7 protein-coding genes are annotated in these 18,934 nt (G+C 69.4%); 6 read left to right on the top strand and 1 reads right to left on the bottom strand.

Annotated elements, in window-relative coordinates; translation table 11 throughout:
* The first annotated feature begins 64 nt into the window (after positions 1-64).
* Positions 65-9,172 carry an amino acid adenylation domain-containing protein gene (locus tag ACWEH3_RS10570; RefSeq protein ID WP_450021211.1) on the top strand — a complete coding sequence of 3,036 codons (9,108 nt, stop codon included), beginning with the start codon at positions 65-67 and terminating at the stop codon, positions 9,170-9,172.
* Here ACWEH3_RS10570 and ACWEH3_RS10565 read toward each other — a convergent pair.
* Positions 9,162-10,298: an NAD(P)/FAD-dependent oxidoreductase gene (locus ACWEH3_RS10565; protein WP_450021213.1), complete on the bottom strand. Its 1,137-nt coding sequence runs from the start codon at positions 10,296-10,298 to the stop codon at positions 9,162-9,164. The two genes, ACWEH3_RS10570 and ACWEH3_RS10565, sit on opposite strands and share 11 nt — an antisense overlap.
* A gap of 188 nt (positions 10,299-10,486) precedes the next feature.
* Between ACWEH3_RS10565 and ACWEH3_RS10560 the strand changes: the two genes are divergently transcribed.
* The 5 genes from ACWEH3_RS10560 to ACWEH3_RS10540 all read left to right on the top strand — a co-directional run bounded on the left by ACWEH3_RS10560 (position 10,487) and on the right by ACWEH3_RS10540 (position 18,541).
* On the top strand, positions 10,487-11,854 hold the full coding sequence (locus ACWEH3_RS10560; protein WP_450021215.1) for a wax ester/triacylglycerol synthase family O-acyltransferase: 1,368 nt from the start codon (positions 10,487-10,489) through the stop codon (positions 11,852-11,854).
* A 187-nt stretch (positions 11,855-12,041) separates the two neighbouring features.
* The gene (locus tag ACWEH3_RS10555; RefSeq protein ID WP_450021227.1) at positions 12,042-12,494 is read left to right on the top strand and encodes a pyridoxamine 5'-phosphate oxidase family protein; all 453 of its coding nucleotides are present in this window, start codon (positions 12,042-12,044) and stop codon (positions 12,492-12,494) included.
* Between the two features lie 323 nt (positions 12,495-12,817).
* Entirely contained in the window at positions 12,818-14,458 is a 1,641-nt protein-coding gene (locus tag ACWEH3_RS10550) for an MFS transporter (RefSeq protein WP_450021217.1), read from the top strand.
* Positions 14,459-14,613: 155 nt separating this feature from the next.
* Positions 14,614-15,516, top strand: coding sequence for a universal stress protein (locus ACWEH3_RS10545; protein WP_450021219.1), 903 nt, complete (start codon positions 14,614-14,616; stop codon positions 15,514-15,516).
* Positions 15,517-15,727: 211 nt separating this feature from the next.
* Positions 15,728-18,541 carry a cation-translocating P-type ATPase gene (locus ACWEH3_RS10540; RefSeq protein WP_450021221.1) on the top strand — a complete coding sequence of 938 codons (2,814 nt, stop codon included), beginning with the start codon at positions 15,728-15,730 and terminating at the stop codon, positions 18,539-18,541.
* Positions 18,542-18,934: the final 393 nt, after the last annotated feature.

Below are 18,934 nucleotides of genomic sequence, written 5' to 3'. Positions count from 1 at the left end.
GCACCGCTTCTGGCTCCATAGCCGGAGCGGACGATGATCGACCAGAGAGTGAACTCGCCGCCGCATGACCCCGACACGCCGTTCTGCACGTCGCACCCAGCACTCACGAGCACGCAATCTTCTGTTCCCGCAACTGCTCACGGCCGCGGTCGACACGGCGTTCGACTCGGCGGCCCTCCGGTATAATCCCACCGGCGATCCCGCGGATCAGCGTGAGCTCAGCTACCGGGAATTGGACGAGATGTCCTCGCGATGGGCCCGCTACCTGATCGGGTTCGGCGTGGGGCCGGGAGACTTCGTCGCGGTGGCCGTCACCCGCTCGATCGAGTCGGTGCTCGCGGTATGGGCGGTCGCGAAGACCGGCGCCACGTACGTGCCCGTCGATCCCGCCTATCCGGCGGATCGGATCGCGCACATGATCGCCGACTGCGGCGCCGTCGTCGGCCTCACCACCTCGGCGCATCGCGCGGCGCTCGTCGCACCCGGCATGACGTGGATCGAACTCGATTCCGAAGCGCACGGGGAGAAGGTCGCCGCCGCGCCCGGCCATTCGATCTGCTACCTGGACCGGCTTCGTCCCCTCACCGAACAGCACCTCGCCTACCTGATCTACACCTCCGGCTCGACGGGCAAGCCGAAAGGCGTCGCGGTCACCCATGCCGGTCTCGCGGGCCTGGTCGAGCACGAGATCGCCGCCCGGGCGGTGAGCCGGGCATCGCGCGTCTCGCATCTGTGCACGCCGAGCTTCGACTTCTCGGTGATCGAGATGCTGCTCGCCTTCTCGGCGGGCGCGACGCTGGTCGTGGCGCCCCCCACGGTGTTCGGCGGCGCCGAACTGGCCGACCTGCTGCGGCGCGAGCGGGTCACGCATCTGTGCATCACCCCGGGAGCTCTGGAATCCATCGATCCGGCCGGGCTCGACGACCTCGGGGCCATCTTGTGCGGCGGGGAGCGGGTGGGCCCCGAGCTGGCCGCCCGGTGGGCGACCGGCGGCCGGTCCTTCTATATCGTCTACGGCCCCACCGAGACCACCATCTTCGCCACCGGCACCGAGGCGCTGTGTGCGGGCGGCGCGACCCATATCGGCACTCCGGTCCCGGGGCTGGGCGTCCACGTGCTGGACGCCCGGCTGCGGATGGTGCCCACCGGCGTGATCGGCGAGCTGTATCTGTCCGGACCGGCGCTGGCGCAGGGGTACCTCGGACGCCCCGGGCTGACCGCGGACCGATTCGTCGCCAATCCGTTCGCGGCGGTACCCGGCTCCCGCATGTATCGCACCGGCGATCTGGTGCGGCGCGACTCGGCGGGACACCTCGAACACCACGGACGGGTGGACTTCCAGGTCAAGATCCGAGGGCTGCGGATCGAACTCGGCGAGATCGACAACGCGCTGACCGCCCACCCCGACGTCGACTACGCCGCGACACTCGGCACGACACTGCCGTCCGGCGCCACCGCGCTGGTCTCCTACGTGCTGCCCCGAGCGGCGACCGGCCCGGACGGCAGCGGCCGGGTGGCGCTGGACACCGCCGAATTGACCGATCTCCTGGCGAAAACCCTTCCGGCATACATGCTTCCGGCCGCGATCACGGTGCTCGACGAACTCCCGCTGACGCCGGTCGGCAAGCTGGATCGCGCCGCGCTGCCGGAGCCGGTGCTCAATACCAGGCAGTTCCGTGCGCCCGCGACGCCGACCGAGCAGGTGGTCGCCGACGTCTTCGCCGCGCTGCTCCTCCCGCCGGGCGACTGCGAAACCGCCCGGGTCGGTGCCAACGACGACTTCTTCGAATTGGGCGGCAATTCGCTGATCGCGACGCAGGCCGCGGCGCGGCTCGGTACCACGCTGGGCGTCCGCGTTCCGGTCGCGCTGTTGTTCGAGGCCTCGGTGGTGGCGAAACTGGCCGAACGCCTGAACGAACTGGCTCGAGTCACCCACCCGGCGCCGCGACCGATGGCGCGACCGGACCGGGTGCCGCTGTCGTACGCACAGCGCCGGATGTGGTTCCTCAATCGGTTCGACCCGGCCGCAGCGAGCAACAACATCCCACTGGCGGTGCGGTTGAGCGGACAGCTGGACGTGGACGCGCTGCGGGCGGCGATCCGGGATCTGGTCGAGCGGCACGAGGTGCTGCGGACCAGCTATCCGGAGCGCGACGGGACGGGCAGCCAGCGGGTGCACGCGCTGTCGGAGCCGGGCGCGGTGCCCGAGCTGCCGGTGCTCGACGTCGCCGAAGCCGAGGTCCTCGAGCGCACGGTGGCCGCGGTGGTCGAGGGCTTCGATGTCACCGCCGCGCCGCCGCTGCGGTTGCGTCTGCTGCGTTCGAGCGAGTCCGAGCACGTGCTGGTCGGCGTGGTCCATCACATCGCCGCCGACGGCGCTTCGATGGGCCCGCTGACCGCCGATCTCATGAGCGCCTACTCGGCCAGGACCGAGGGCCACGCTCCCGCTTGGCAGCCGCTGCCCTTGCAGTACGCGGACTACACGTTGTGGCAGCGCGAGATGCTCGGCGCCGAGAGCGATCCGGACTCGACACTCGCCCGCCAGCTCGGTTTCTGGCGGCAGCGGCTGGCGGACCTGCCGGAACGACTGGACCTACCCGCCGACCGGCCGCGCCCCGCGGTGTTCTCCGGTCGCGGCGCCACCCACGAATTCAAGATCGACGCGACGGTGCACGCCGCACTGAACCGGCTGGCGCACCGCCACGACGCGACGTTGTTCATGGTCGCGCACGCCGCGTACACGGTCTTGCTGGCCCGGCTGTCGAACACCCGTGACATCACCGTCGGCGCGCCGGTGGCCGGTCGTGGCGAGGCCACGGTGGACGGCCTGATCGGCATGTTCGTCAACACTCTCGCGCTGCGTACCGAGATCGACCCCGGCCACAGCTTCACCGAGCTGCTCGAGCAGGTGCGCAGGCGGGACATCGAGGCCTTCGGCCACGCCGACGTGCCGTTCGAACGCCTGGTGGAGGTGCTCGACCCGGTGCGGTCGAGCGCGCATCACCCGCTGTTCCAGACCATGCTGACCTTCCAGAACTTCGCGCCGACGGCACTGGAACTGCCCGGGCTGCGGGTTTCCGCGGTGGACTTCGCGCTACCGCTGGCGAAATTCGACCTTGAGCTGACCATGGTGCCGCACGAGGACGAGCGGACGCCGCTGGGCATATCGGCGGCGTTCACCTATTCCGCCGACCTGTTCGACGAGGCCACGGTGGCTGGATTCGCCCGGCGGCTGTGCGTGATCCTCGCGGCCGTCGCGGATTCGGCGGATCTGGCGGTCGGGGAGATCGACTTGCTCGATTCCGCGGAGCGCACCGCGATTCTGAACGGGTGGAACGACACCCGGCACCCGGTCGCGGCGGGGCTGGTGCTCGACGGGTACCGGCGTGCGGTGGCCCGGCACCCGGACGAGATAGCGGTGGTCCACGCGGATACGCAGTTGACCTACCGCGAATTCGACGAGCGGGTCAACCGGGTCGCCCGGGTACTCGTCGACCACGGCGTCGGCGCGGAAACCCTTGTGGCGCTTGCGGTCCGGCGGTCGGTGGATCTCGTGGTGGGCATGTACGCGATCCTCACCGCCGGTGGCGCGTACGTACCGCTCGACCCCGATCACCCCGCCGAGCGGATCGCGCACGTGCTCGAGGTCGCGAAACCGGTCTGCGTGCTCACCACTTCCGCCGACGCGATCCCGATACCCGATCATGTCGCCGTCCTGTCCCTGGACGTCCTCGGCGCGGATCAGCGCTCAGGAGCTGCGATTCGTTCCGACGAACTGAGGCGGGCGGTGCTGCCGCAGCACGCCGCCTATGTGCTCTTCACGTCCGGTTCGACCGGGCGTCCGAAGGGTGTGGCGGTCTCGCACGCCGCGATCGACAACCAGATCGAGTGGATGCTCGCCCAGTACCCCATGGGCCCGCGGGACGTATACCTGCAGAAGACCGCGGCGACCTTCGACGTCTCCTTGTGGGGCTACCTGATGCCGTTGCGCGCGGGCGCGAAACTCGTGCTCGCCGACCACGACGGGCACCGTGACGCCGCCTACCTCGCCGCGGCCGTCGCCGCGCACCGTGTGACGGTCACCGATTTCGTGCCCTCCATGTTGACCGAGTTCGCCGCCCACGCGACGGCGGGAAGTCTCGCGACACTGCGGGATCTGTTCGTCATCGGGGAAGCTCTGCCGCCGGAGACCGTGCGCGCGGTCCGCGCGGTCTCCGGCGCACAGGTGCACAACCTGTACGGACCCACCGAGGCGGCGGTCTCGGTGACCTACCAGCGCGCCGGAACGGGCGAGGGTGTGACGGTGCCGATCGGGCAGCCGCAGTGGAATACCCAGGTCTACGTGCTGGATTCGCGCCTGCGGCCGGTTCCGGCCGGGGTACCGGGCGAGCTGTACCTGGCCGGGCGACAGCTGGCCCGCGGATACCTGCGACAAGCGGCGCTGACCGCAGACCGTTTCGTCGCCAACCCGTTCGACCGCGGAACCAGGATGTACCGCACCGGCGACCTGGCGGTCTGGCGTGCGCCTCGCGCAAACGAGCCGCAACGCCTGGAATACCTCGGGCGCACCGACTTCCAGGTGAAATTCCGCGGCCAACGCATCGAACTCGGTGAGATCGAGACGGCGCTGCTCGCGCAGCCGTCGGTGAGCCAAGCGGTCGCGGCGGTGGTGGCATCGCCGTCGGGAGATCGGCTGGCGGCCTATGTCGTCGCGCGTCCGGGGCAGGTCATCGATCGTGGCGAACTCATTGCCGGGATGTCGGCGGTCCTGCCCGCGTACATGATCCCGTCCGCGCTGGTGGAGCTGGCGGCGCTGCCGCTGAACGCGAGCGGGAAACTCGATCGCAAAGCGCTGCCCGAGCCCGCCATCGAGACCACGGCGTTCCGAGCGGCGCGCAACCCCGCCGAACAGGCCGTCGCGCAAGTGTTCGCCGAACTGCTCGGCGTCGAGCGAGCGGGCATCGACGACGACTTCTTCGTGCTCGGCGGCAATTCGCTGCTCGCCACCCGGGCCGTCGCACGGGTGAACGAGGCGCTCGGATCGCGGGTCACCGTGCGGGATCTGTTCGAGGCGCCCGTGGTGTGGGCACTCGCCGCGCGGGTGGTCGCCGGTGGGGCGGGCGTGGCTCGCGCGCCCTTGGCGCGAGTGCGACGACCGGATCGCATTCCGCTGTCGCTGGCGCAGCAGCGGATGTGGTTGCTCAACCGCCTCGAGCCGGACTCGCCCGCCTACAACATGCCCTTCGCCGTCCGGCTGACCGGCACTCTCGATCTGCCCGCGCTGCGCCACGCGCTCGCCGACGTGATCGAACGGCACGAGGTGCTGCGCACCCGCTACCCGGTCGACGCCGACGGACAGCCGTATCAAGAGATCCTTCCGACCGATGCGGTCCTTCCCGGCGGCATCGTGATCGAGCAGGGTGTCACGGATGCCGCGGCCATGGTGGACGCGCTGATGTCCGCGGGCTTCGACGTGACCGCGGACGCGCCCGTGCGGCTGCGGCTGTTCACCTCGGGCCCCGATCATCTGCTCGTCATCGTGACCCACCACATCTCGGCGGACGGGTCGTCGCTCGCGCCGCTGGCCCGTGACCTGGTGACCGCCTACGTGGCCAGGCTCGGCGGCGGCGCGCCGGACTGGTCGCCCCTGCCGGTGCAGTACGCCGATTACGCGATCTGGCAGCACGGCACGATCGGATCCGAGGACGACGAGGATTCCGTTGCGGCGCAACAGCTGTCGTATTGGCGCGGGCAGCTGTCCGGGCTCACCGGACCGCTGGAACTGCCAGCCGATCGCCCGCGCTCGTCGACAGCCTCGACGCGCGGTGCCTCGACCGGCTGCACGATCCCGGCGCGGGTCCACGAGCGGCTGACCGGAATCGCGCGCGAGCACAACGCGACGCTGTTCATGGTGGTGCACGCGGCCCTCGCCACGCTGATCGGACGCCTCTGCGGCGCCACGGACGTCGTCATCGGGACCCCGGTGGCCGGGCGGGGCGAACGTGCGCTGGACGACCTGGTCGGGATGTTCGTCAACACGCTGGCGTTGCGCGTCGACGTCGACCCCGACGTGCGGTTCCACGATCTCGTCGAGCGCTCCCGTGAAGTCGCCGTCTCGGCCTTCGCCAACGCGGACGTTCCTTTCGAGCGAGTGGTCGAGGAGGCCGATCCCGCGCGCACCGGAGCGCGCACCTCGCTATTTCCGGTGATGCTGTCGTTCCAGAACCTCGAGCAGCCCACCCTGGAGTTGCCGGATCTGGCGGTCACCGCCGTCGACAACGGTGAGATCACGGCCAAATTCGATGTGCAAGTGGTCGTCGAGCCGCGGGCGTGCGGCGACGGCCGGACGGAATCGGCGGTCACCTTCATCTACGCCACGGACCTGTTCGACGAATCGACCGTCCGCGCCTTCGCGCGCCGGTTCGAGCGCATCGTGTCCGCGGTCGCCGAAGATCCCTCGGCGCGGGTGTGGGACATCGACATCCTCGACGAGAACGAACACTGCCCGGCGGTCGCGCACGAGGAGCGGGCCGGGACCGAACCGGTGGCGACCCTCCCCGGGCTGATCGGCGAGCAGGCGCGGCGCAGGCCGGAGGCGGAGGCCGTCCGGTTCGGTACCGCCACACTGAGTTTCGGCGCGTTGTACAAGCGCGCGAATCGAATTGCCCGCGCGCTGATCGCCGCCGGAGCGGGCCCGGAAACCCTCGTCGCCGTGGCGGTCCCGCGCACCGAGGACCTACCGGCTGCGTTGCTCGGAGTGCTGGCCGCCGGTGCCGCGTACCTGCCGATCGACCTCGGCTATCCGGCGCAGCGGCTGGCGTTCGTGCTCGCCGACGCGGCACCGGTGTGCCTGCTGACCACCGCCGCCGAGCGCTCCGGCATCCCGGACACCGACCTGCCCACCGTGCTGCTGGAGCAGACGGCGGAGTTCGCCGACGATCCGATCACGGACGCCGACCGGGTGTCGCCGCTGCTGCCGGACAATCTCGCCTACGTCATCTACACCTCGGGTTCGACGGGCGTGCCGAAGGGTGTCGGCGTGACGCATCGCAATGCGGTGCGACTGTTCACCGAGGCGCGGCCGCTGTTCGAATTCGGCGAGCACGACGTCTGGACGTTGTTCCACTCCTTCGCGTTCGACTTCTCGGTGTGGGAGCTGTGGTGCGCGCTCGTGACCGGCGGCACCGTCGTCGTGGTCGACTACGCGACCTCGCGCTCACCGGAACTGTTCCGCGAGTTGCTGATTCGCGAGCACGTAACGGTGCTGAACCAGACGCCGTCGGCATTCTGTCAACTGGTCGAAGCCGATCGGGACGCCTCGGCCGCGTCCGGCGAATTCGCGCTGCGGTATGTGATCTTCGGCGGTGAGGCGCTGGATCTGCGGCACCTGCGACGCTGGCGTGAGCGTCGTCCGGGGCAATCGCCGCGACTGGTCAACATGTACGGCATCACGGAGACCACCGTGCACGTCTCCTTCCTGGACGTCGGCGCGGAACTGATGGACAGCCCGGCCAGCTTGATCGGACGAGCGCTGCCCGGGCTGGATACGCACGTGCTGGACATCCGTCTGCGACCGGCGCCGGTCGGCACGCCCGGTGAGATCTATGTCGCGGGCGGTCAGCTCTCCCGCGGCTACGTGGGGCGGCCCGGGCTCACCGCGACGCGGTTCGTCGCGAATCCCTTCGGGCCGCCGGGATCGCGGATGTACCGCTCGGGTGACCTCGCGCGCTGGAACCGGTTCGGCGGCGACGCCGGGCTCGCCTACTCCGGTCGCGGCGACCAGCAGGTGCAGTTGCGCGGGTTCCGTATCGAACTCGGGGAGATCGAATCGGCGCTGGTGCGGTGTTCCGGCGTGCGTCAGGCCGTCGCGCTGGTCCGGACCGATCCGACGCTCGGTGACCAGCTCGTCGGCTATGTCCTGCCCGAGCCGGGGGCGCGGCCGGACCCGGCCGAGTTGCGTGATCAGGTGGCCGAACACCTGACCGGCTACATGGTGCCCGCCGCGATCGTGGTGATCGACGCCATCCCGTTGACCCCCAACGGCAAGCTCGACAAGCGGGCGTTGCCCGCGCCGGCGTTCCGCACGCGCGAGTTCCGCGCTGCTGTCACTCCCGTGGAGGCGACCGTCGCGGCCGCCTTCGCCGCGGTGCTCGGCGCCGAGCGCTTCGGCATGGACGACAACTTCTTCGAGCACGGCGGCAACTCACTGCTCGCCGCGAAGCTGACTCTGCGGCTGTCGTCCGCGCTGGGCACCCGGATTCCGGTGATGCGGGTGTTCACCGCGCCCACACCCGCGGAACTGGTCGCCGACCTGGCCCGCCGGGCGAGCGGCGAAGTCCGGACCGAGGGGGCCTTCGACATGCTGCTGCCGCTGCGTCCCGGCGGTTCGGCCGCGCCGCTGTTCTGTGTGCATCCCGTGTCGGGCATCTCCTGGTCGTATGCGGGCCTCGCCGCCTACCTCGACCCGGAACGGCCGCTCTACGGCCTGCAAACGCCCGCACTGGCCGGCGATGAGGTGATGCCGGATTCGATCGAGGAATGGGCCCGCCGCTACCTGGAGCTGATCCGCGCGAAACAACCGACCGGTCCTTACCATCTGCTCGGCTGGTCCTTCGGCGGCGTCATCGCGCACGAGATGGCGGTCCAACTGCAACGCGAAGGCGAGCGAGTCGCGCTGCTCGCGGTGATGGACAGCTACATGGCGGATCCGCCCGGCACGCCGGCGGGTGACGCGGGCCAGGTTCCGGTGGCCGAGTTGATCGGCGGTCTGCTGGGTGAGCAGGCGGGCGACCTCGGCAATGTCGCGGAGGTGGACTGGGGCGCGCTGCCGCAGAAGATGACCGAACTTCCGGAGCCGTTCGCGTCGTTCGGCTCCGACCGCGTCACCCGGATCCTGGACGCGGCGGTGCATTCGGTGGCGCTCCGCGGCGCCTACGTCCCGCCGGTGTACCGGGGCGATGTCCTCTATTTCACCGCCGCGCTCGACGATCCGACCGGCTGTGTCGGCGCGTCGTTGTGGAACGAGGTCGTCGACGGCAGCGTGCACAACCATCCCGTGTCGACGACGCACTGGCGGATGACCGTCGCGTCCGGCCTGGCCGAGATCGCCGCGGTGCTGACCCGCGCGTGGCGAGCGGGCGAGCATGGCGGGGAGGACTCGGTCAGCCGGTGAACCAGCGGTGCAGCCTGGCCTCGGCGGCGGCGGCCTTCTCCCGGGCGAGTTCCACCGAGGGCACGGTGAACGGTGCGACCGGCGCGGGACCGGAGAGGAAATCGGCGTCCACTTTGCCGACCAGCCCGCCGCCGAACTCGATGTGGCAGGTGCCCCGCCCGCGGTACTGCTCCTGCGGCGCCGAGCCGCCGAACCCCGCCTCGATGCCCGCGGCGACCGTACGGGCGGCGTCCTCGGCGAACACGCCCGCGCGTGGGACCGGTGCGTCGGCGCAGTCGCCGAGGGCGTAGACGCCCGGATACGGCGTCTCGAGGGTGTGCGGGTCCACGGCGATCCAGCCGTCGGTCCCGCCCTCGGTGAGCCCCGACGCCTCGACGACCGCGGGAACCCGGTGCTTCGGGATTCCGATGAACAGGTCGTAGGGCTCGTCTCCCGTCCTGGTGACCGCCATGTGGCGGTCCGGGTCGAGCGCGTGCACCCGGCGTCCCGGCGAATACGCGATGCCACGCCGGGCCAGCGCTTCGACGATGGCGGCGGAGGTGTCCGCGGACACCGGGATCGGCGCGTCCATCGGGGTGAGCAATCGCATGTGGGTGCGGTCCCGGACCCCGCGCCTGGTGAGCGCTTCGTGCAGGAGCATCGCGCCTTCGTAGGGCGCGGGCGGGCACTTGAACGGGACGCTCAGCACCGCGAGGACGACGGCTCCGCCGTCGAAGCCCGCCAGGCGTTCGCGCAATCGGCGGGCGCCGTCGATCGAGTAGTACTCGTAGCCGTCCTCGACGAAGCCGGGGGTCGCGCCGGGGTCGTAGTCGGCGCCCAGCGCGACGACGAGGATGTCGGGGTCGTACACCGCCTGGTCGGTGCGGACGCGGCGGGTTCTCGGGTCGATCTCGGTGACCTCCTCCTGCCGGAATTCGACGCGCGGATGGGTGAAGCGGGAGTACGGCACCCGCGCCGTCTCCGGCGGCAGGTCACGGAACAGAATGTCCAGTTTGGCGAAGCCGAAGGTGAAGGAGTCGTTTCGGTCGATGATGACGACACGGAACTCGTCGGCCGGCGAACCCGACAGACGGGTGGCCAGCTCCAACCCTCCGAACCCCGCACCGAGAATGAGCACGGTTCGCATACGCCGATTCTTCCCCCGGCGACGCCGCCGAGTCGAGGGTGCTTCCAGGCCTGCCGACGGCCGAGTCCCGGTCCGCCGACAGGGCCCGCCGTGGCCGGAGTGCCCTGCGTTCGGTGACCTTCGGCCATCATCTGTACCGACGCTTCGCGCGATGCTGGAAAGACGAAGCGACTCGAATGAGCATCCCCATGACAGAACTACGACCCCTCGATTCCGGCTTCATGGAACTGGAGGACTCCGACCGGCATATCAGTCTCGGCATCGGCGCGGTGGCGATCATCTCCGGTGCCCCGCCGAGCAGGTCCGAGTTGAGCGGCGTAGTCGCCAAGGGCGTGCAGCGGAACGCGCGCTTGCGCCAGAAGGTGCGGCGGGCGCCGCTCGACCTGGCCACGCCGGTGTGGGAAGACGACCCCAATTTCGATCTCGCACACCATATTCGGTGGACCGCCCTGCCCACGCCCGGTGACGAGGCCGCGTTGTGCGAATTGGTGGCGACGGAACTCGAGGAGCGACTCGATCGCGACCATCCGCTGTGGCAGTGCGTCGTCGTCGAACACCTCGCGGCGGACCGCTGGGCACTGGTGGTCAAAGCGCATCACAGCCTGGTGGACGGCGTATCCGGCATCTCGGTGTTTCGGAGTTTCTGCGATGCGGTGGCCGAGGAGCCGAACGACCCGGTGACCGAGCCACCGAGCCGTACCAAGGTGCGCAGGCCGGATCCGGTTCGAGAACTGTCGCGGCTACCCGTCGTCGTGCCGCGGTCGGTGGTCGCCATGACGCGCGGTCTGGCGCCGCTGCTGTCCGCCGTCGTGTCGCCGGCCACCGAGTGCTCGCTGAACGGCCCCATCGGTCGCCAGCGCCGATATGTCGTGGCCCGGGCCGCCCTGTCTGATGTCCACGAGATCGGCGCGGTGTTCGGCGTCACGGTCAACGATGTCGTCCTGGCCGCGGTCGCCGCCGCTTATCGGGAACTGCTGGTCGGCCGCGACGAACGGCCGTCTCCGGACAAACTGCGTATTCTCGTCCCGATCTCCATGCGCTCCGAACAAGCGAAATACACAATGGACAACCGAGTTTCGGCGGTGCTGCCGTTCCTGCCGATCGAGGTCGCCGACCCGGTGGAGCGGCTGAGGGCGATCCGGGAACGGATGAACCGGCACAAGTCGGGAGGCGAAGCGCAGGCGGAGAAATCGGTGCTCGCGCTGGCGGGCTTGCTGCCGTTCGCGCCCCTGGCGTGGAGTCTTCGTCTGCTGGCCCGGTTTCCGCAACGAACCGTGGGGGCGCTGGTGACGAATGTGCCCGGCCCGCGCGAACAGCTGACCGTGCGCGGGCGTGTGGTCTCGGAACTTCTGCCTGCCATGCCGATCGCCATGCGGTTGCGCACGGCGGTCGCGGTCCTCAGTTATGCGGGCCACCTGACCTTCGGCATCACCGGAGACTATGACACCGCTCCCGATATCGCCGTGCTCGCCGAAGGCATCGAGCGGGAGATCCGGCGGCTGCGGGAGCGGGCCGGGATTCGGCGACCGTCCCGGCCCGAAGTGACCCGACCGTGACGCGCCTTCTCGGCGGTGCGGCCCGAGCCGCCGGGACCGGCTGCGCGAAGAGGACGGATCGGGGACTTTCTGCCCTGTCCGGCAGTAGGACTCGGTGATGATATGGGAGGCCGTGGTGTCGAGTGAAGACCGGAGAGCGAGGTTGTCGGCAGGTGGATACACGCGCGATGTGCCCCGGCCCGAGATCATGATCGCCTCGAACGGCCGTGTCGCGGACCACGGCGTCGCGGGACGCACAATGGTCGAGATCGATCGCGAGGAGGCGCTGCGGCTGCTGGCCGGCGTCGCCTACGGACGCGTGGTGTTCACTCGCGACGCACTGCCCGCGATTCGCCCGGTCAACCATTTCGTCGACGGCGGTGTGGTCATCGTGCGTACTCGGGTCACCTCACGGCTCACCGACACCGTCCGTGCCGATCCGTCCGTCGTCGTGGCGTACGAGGCCGACGACATCGACGCGGTGAGCCATGTGGGCTGGTCGGTCGTCGTGACCGGCCTCGCGCGTACGGTCACCGACCCCGAACGGATCGCGCGCTATACGCGGCTGCTGCGCCCGTGGGGCGATGGGCTCATGGACACCGTCATCGCCATCGAACCCACGATCGTGACGGGTGTCAGACTGCTCGGCGAGCAGGGATAGGTCGCCGTAGCGAAGCGCAACAGGTCGGTGATCCGAAGCCGGTCACCGCGAACAATTGCGGGTCCGCGCAGGACGTCTGTGATCAAATGAGGTGGATGTTGCGGCGTTCCCTTCCGACCGCCGGTGGTTGTCCGACGGCGGGTCGGGGCGGGGCGCGTGGCCGATTCGGCCACCGGACCAGAACACCAGGCAGGTGGCCCGGGAAGTCGCCCGCCGACAGATCGCCGACGCCAGGGCGCTGCTCGGTTCCGGCACGGCGACCGCCGCCGTAGCCGAGTGGCTCGGGCCCCGGCTCTCGGCCGAGACCGGGACGGAACCGAGACATGAGCATCGAGAGTTCTTCGGTATCGCAGGCCAGGCCGAATTCCGTTCTGGTACTGGGTGTACTGGCCGCCGGCCAATTCCTGATGACGCTCGACAGCTCGGTGATGAACGTGTCGATGGCGACCGTGGCCCAGGACGTCGGTACGACGATCACCGGAATCCAGACCGCGATCACCCTCTACACATTGGTGATGGCGACGCTGATGCTGACCGGCGGGAAGGTGGGCTCCATCCTGGGCCGTCGCCGGGCGTTCGGCCTCGGGCTGGTGATCTACGGCGCCGGTTCCTGCACCACCGGCCTGGCGCCGAATCTGCCGGTTCTGCTGTTGGGTTGGTCGCTGCTCGAGGGGATCGGAGCGGCTCTGATCATGCCCGCGATCGTGTCGCTGGTCGCTGCGAACTTCGCCCCGGAACGCCGCCCGGCGGCCTATGGATTGGTGGCGGCGGCCGGCGCGATGGCGGTCGCGGTGGGGCCGCTGCTCGGCGGCGCGGTGACGACATACGCGTCCTGGCGGTACGTGTTCTTCGGCGAGGTCGTCATCGTCGTACTGATCCTGCCGGTGCTCCGCAGGATCGAGGACGCCCCCGCGGAGCAGGTACGGCTCGATCTGGTGGGCTCGCTGCTATCGGTGGCCGGGCTCGGCATGGTGGTCTTCGGCGTCCTGCGGTCGAGCACGTGGGGCTGGGTGCTCGTGAAGCCGGCCGGCCCCGCCGTGCTCGGGCTCTCCCCGGTCATCTGGCTGCTGATCGCCGGACTGTTGGTCTCGTACCTGTTCCTGCGGTGGCAGACCCATCTGGTCGACATGGGCCGGGAGCCGCTCGTCGATCCGGGGTTGCTGCGTAATCGGCAGCTCACCGGCGGCCTGAGCATGTTCTTCGCTCAGTTCACGGTGCAGGCGGGGGTATTCTTCGCGGTCCCGCTGTTCCTGTCGGTGGTGCTCGAACTCAGCGCTGTGGAAACGGGCGTGCGGATCCTGCCGCTGTCGGTGGCGCTGGTTCTGGCGGCGACGGCGATTCCGAAGTTCCGGCCGCGGGCGAACCCGCGGCGGGTGGTACGGCTGGGGCTGGGCTCGATGATCACCGGCATTTTGATTCTGGTCGCCGGGATGGACCCCGGAGCGAACGCCGGGGTGGTCTCGATTCCGATGCTGCTGATGGGACTCGGACTGGGCGCTCTGGCCTCGCAGTTGGGCGCTGTCACCGTCTCGTCGGTGCCCGATGCGCAGAGCGGCGCGGTCGGCGGGCTGCAGAACACCGTGACCAATCTCGGCGCATCGCTCGGCACCGCCTTGATCGGCTCGGTGCTGATCGCGACCCTGACCTCATCGGTCGTCGCGGGCATCGAAAGCGATCCCGCGGTTCCCGCGTCGGTGCAGCAGCGGGCGACCACCGAACTCGCGGGCGGCGTGCCGTTCCTGTCCGACACCCAACTCGCGGATGCCCTCCAGGCCGCCGGAGTGCAGCAGTCCACCGCGGACGCCGTCATAGCGGTCAACACCGAGGCGCGGCTGGAAGCCTTGCGGGTGGCGTTGGCCGTGACTGCCCTGCTCGCCATCGCGCCGCTGTTCGCCACCGGCAGGTTGCCACGGCGACCGGCCGCGCGGAGCCGGGATGACCCGGCGGAGACCGACGAATCGTAAAGCAGCCTTCGGCAGAGGTCCGACGGCCCGCCCGGTGAATGACCTTCGTCTCTGCCGCCTTCGTAGGGGACGCGAGATGCTCGATGTCGATGGCAGCGGGGACGCGGACGGCCGAGGGGGCGCCTGCGGCGCCGCTCTCGACGGAGGGAATCTTCATGACCACCGAAAGCGCCTCGCGCGCAACGAATCTCGACTTTCCCATCTTGGCGGCCGTCGACGGCTCGGCCAGCTCGTACCAGGCGGTCGCTTGGGCGGCGGTCGAAGCCGCGCTGCATCACCGCTCGCTGCACATCGTCACCTCGATGGCGATCCAGACCGGTTTCGGCCCCGAGATGTCGCTCGGAGAAGCCGATCTGGAGTGGTTGCGCGGCGACGGCGAGCGCATCCTCACGGAGGCGGCGCGGGTGGCGCGCACGGCGGTGCCGGGCGCCGAACCCGCCATCACCACCGAGGTGACTTTCGAACTGATCATTCCCATGCTCATCGAAAGGTCCGCGCGAGCGTGGATGCTGGTGGTGGGCAGTCGCGGGATGGGTGCGTTCCAGCGGGGGCTGCTCGGCTCGGTGAGCACCGCGGCCACCCATCACGCGCGGTGCCCGGTCGCGGTGATCCATGGCATCGCGGCGATCGACGCCGTGTCGGCCCGGCAGCCCGTGCTGGTGGGCGTCGACGGGACCGACAACAGTGTGGCCGCCGTCGAGCTGGCGTTCGAGGAGGCGTCACGCCGAAAGGTCGACGTGGTCGCGCTGCACGCGTGGAGCGACACCAGCGGTCCGGACGCACCGGTCCGCGGCTGGGACGGCGCCCGCGAGTCGGCGGAGGCGGTGCTGGCCGAGAGTCTGGCCGGTTGGGCCGATCGCTACCCGGACGTCGCGGTACGGCGTGTCGTCACGGCAGGCCGGCCGGGACGATCGTTGCTGGACGAGTCGGCGAACGCACAGTTGGTTGTGGTCGGCAGTCACGGCAGAGGAGGGTTCGCCAGCATGCTGCTGGGCTCGACGAGCAACACCCTGCTGCACTCGGTTGAGGTGCCTTTGATCGTCGTTCGAACGCGGTGACGGTCGTTTGTGAGCCGTGATAACGAGCACTGACCGCGCGTCGGTCGCAGTGCTGTCTCCGTTGGGTCAATTCGGTGTGCCCATCGCTTGCCCGTGGTTGTCTGGATACCTCACTGCGACATCATGGCGATCGGGGGCTAGTGCCCGCTCACGTCCGGATCGGGCGCTGGAGAACCCGCCATGCGGTCCCAGCCGAGAAAGGACCAGCGGGATGGCAACGACGGAATCAGCGCGGGAGCGCGTACGTCAGGCCGGCTCGGAGGGGCGACCGGTCTGGTACGCGCAGGACGCGGACGCGGTGCTGGCGGCTCTGGGCTCGGACCGGCAGTCCGGCCTGACCGCACTCGACGTCGAGGAACGGCGAAAGCGATACGGCCCCAACGCGCTCGCCGCGGAACCCGCGCCGTCGGTCTGGGCGATGGCGTTGCTGCAGTCGAAGGATCCGATGAACCTGATGCTGCTGGTGGTCGCGGTGGTCAGCGTGATCATCGGCGAGATTCCGACGGCGATGGTGGTCGGGGTGCTGGTCGGGCTCAATGTCGTGCTGGGTACCCAGCAGGAGGTCAAGGCGCGGGCCAGCGTCGACGCGCTGGCGAAGATGCAGACGCCGCAGGCGCGGGTCGTGCGCGACGGGTCGCTGATGCGCTGTGCCGCGACCGAGCTCGTGCCGGGCGACATCGTTGAACTGGAGGCAGGCGACATCGTCCCCGCCGACGGCAGGCTGTTGAAATCCACCACTCTCGAGACCCAGGAAGCGGCGCTGACGGGGGAGAGCGCGCCCGTCGTCAAGGACGCCCACACGCTCGCCGCCGCCGACGTCGCCCTGGGCGACCGGGCCGACATGGTCTTCCAGAACACATCGGTGACGCGCGGCACCGCCGCCATGGTGGTCACCGAGACCGGCTCGGACACCGAGATGGGCCGGATCGCGTCGATGCTCTCGGCGGTTACCCCGAGCAAGTCGCCGTTGCAACGGGAACTGGATGCGCTGACGAAGGTGCTGGGCGTGATCGCCTGGACGGCGGTGGCGATCATCGTGATCATCGGGGCGATCCGCGGGCAGAGCATCACGGCAGTGCTGTTGCTCGGGATCTCGATGGGCGTGTCGGCGATCCCGACCGGTTTGCCCACATTCGTGCAGGCGATGCTGGCCTACGGGGCTCGCCGGCTGGCCGAGGCCAAGGCCGTCGTCAAGAACCTCACCGATGTCGAGACACTCGGCGCGACGAGCGCCATCAACTCCGACAAGACCGGCACGCTGACGATGAACCAGATGACGGTGCGGTCGCTGTACTTTCACGGCCGGTGGTACACCGTCGAGGGGCAGGGGTACGACAAGTCCGGGGCGATCACTCACGCCGCCGGGCAGGCGCCGGACTTCACCCTGCTGGCCTACGGGCTATGCCTGGACAGCGACGCCACCGTCGCCGACAGCGGGGAGATCGTGGGCGATCCGACCGAGGCGGCGCTGGTGGTGCTGGCGGCCAAGCTCGGCGTCGACGCACCCCTGACCCGCCGAACCTACCCCCGGGTCGCCGAAGTGCCGTTCGATTCGGCCTACAAATTCATGGCGACGTTCCACCACCTGGAATTCGACGGGAGCACCCGCTTCGTCGAATTGGTCAAAGGCGGGCCCGACGTCGTCCTGGACCGGTGCGCGACCGCGTACCGTCCCGGCAGGCGAGCCGTGCCGATCGACGACATGCGGCACGAGATCGCGGCGGCGAATCGCGCCATGTCGGAGCAGGGGCTGCGCGTGCTGGCCTTCGCCGCACGCTTGCTCGACGAGCAGGAGGAAGCCGCCGTTGCCGACCCGATGTCGTTCGTCGGGGAGCTCACCTTCGTCGGCATGGTCGGGATCATCGATCCGCTGCGGCGCGAGGCGATCGAGGCGGTGCGCACCGCGCGGGCGGCCGGCATCGAGGTCCGCATGATCACCGGAGATCACGCGATCACCGCGTCCGCGATCGGCGCCGAACTCGGCCTCGGTCCCGGTGCGATCGGCGGCGGCGAACTCCAGGCGATGACCGATGAGCAGTTGTCGGCGGCTCTGCCGAATCTGCACGTGTTCGGGCGGGTCACCCCGCAGGACAAACTGCGGCTGGCCGACCTGATGCAGCGCGGCGGTGGCGTGGTGGCCATGACCGGCGACGCGGTCAACGACGCCGCCGCGCTGAAGAAGGCCGATATCGGCGTGGCGATGGGATCGGGCAGCGAAGTCACCAAGCAAGCGGGCAAGATGGTGCTCACCGACGACAACTTCGGGACCCTGATCACCGCGATCCGGCTGGGGCGCGGCATCTACGACAAGATCGTGTCCTACATCCGCTATCAGATGTCCAAGCTGTTCGCGCTGGTGGCGCTGTTCCTCGTCGCCAGCGTCTTCGACATCAACGACGGGGTCGCGCTGACCCCGCTCATGGTGCTGTTCCAGCACTTCTTCATCACCCTGTTCCCGGTCGCCGTGATCATGCTCGATCCGCCGCCGCCGGACCTGATGAACAAGCCGCCCCGCGACCCCGCGAAGCCGATCGCGAACCGGAATTCGTTCGTGCAGTGGCTGGCCTACGGCGCTCTGCAACTGGCCGTGACGCTCGCCGCAATGCTCCTCGCGCCGGGGGAGATGAGCACGACTACGGCGAGTATCCCGATGACCATGGCGTTCGTGGTGCTGTCGTTCGGTTCCATCCTGAGCGGCCTGGTCATGCGCCGCGACCCGGAGTCCGGCCTGACCACACCGGTTCTCGGCGCGGTGAAGATCCTGTCGATTCCGGTCGTGGTCACCGTGTTCGCGGTCGAGATCGGCTTCCTGCAGGATCTGCTGATGACGAGGTCGCTGACGGGTGGTCAGTGGCTGGCCTGCCTGGGCTGGTCGCTCGTGGTCCCGATCGTCATCGAAGCCGAGAAGGCGGTGCGACGTCGGCGCCGATCCGGCGCGCCCGCGCCGATCCCCACAATGGCGGCGGTCGGTCCGGGACGGGCGAGTGAACGAGTGGTGCTGCCGGACATCGCGTCGTCCCGGTGATTGTCCATACGCCGGTGGTGTGCGGGAGGGGACACCACGCCGATTTGCCGAACTCTTCTACCAAGAATTTTTGCGGCCGTATCCGGTGGACCAGCACACGGCTTCGGCGCCGCACCGATTCCCTTGCGGGCAAAATGTCTTCAGCGTTGTGCCGGTGTGCGTCCGGCACGGCGGTCGTGTCGATTGCTCCGGCCTGGTCGCCGGTCGCCGGTGCCTGCCCGGCCTGCTATCGGCCGTTCGAATCCGTGGCCTGACCGGGACGATGGCCGTCGTGAGCGCTGATCGACCGCCGTCCGGCCGTGCGTGAAAGCGTCGTGGGCGCTGGATTTCTCTAAAGGGCCGCCCCTGTCCGGCAGCGATCTTCGGCGGACGCGGAAGCGTGGAAACAATTCA

Source organism: Nocardia sp. NPDC004718 (assembly GCF_053601535.1).
This window is presented reverse-complemented; position numbering and strand designations above follow the sequence as displayed.

Bases quoted from the DNA above. Each gene is read 5' to 3' on its own strand.
- ACWEH3_RS10570 (WP_450021211.1), top strand. From the start codon at position 65: ATGACCCCGACACGCCGTTCTGCACGTCGCACCCAGCACTCACGAGCA.
- ACWEH3_RS10565 (WP_450021213.1), bottom strand. From the start codon at position 10,298: ATGCGAACCGTGCTCATTCTCGGTGCGGGGTTCGGAGGGTTGGAGCTG.
- ACWEH3_RS10560 (WP_450021215.1), top strand. From the start codon at position 10,487: ATGACAGAACTACGACCCCTCGATTCCGGCTTCATGGAACTGGAGGAC.
- ACWEH3_RS10555 (WP_450021227.1), top strand. From the start codon at position 12,042: ATGATCGCCTCGAACGGCCGTGTCGCGGACCACGGCGTCGCGGGACGC.
- ACWEH3_RS10550 (WP_450021217.1), top strand. From the start codon at position 12,818: ATGAGCATCGAGAGTTCTTCGGTATCGCAGGCCAGGCCGAATTCCGTT.
- ACWEH3_RS10545 (WP_450021219.1), top strand. From the start codon at position 14,614: ATGACCACCGAAAGCGCCTCGCGCGCAACGAATCTCGACTTTCCCATC.
- ACWEH3_RS10540 (WP_450021221.1), top strand. From the start codon at position 15,728: ATGGCAACGACGGAATCAGCGCGGGAGCGCGTACGTCAGGCCGGCTCG.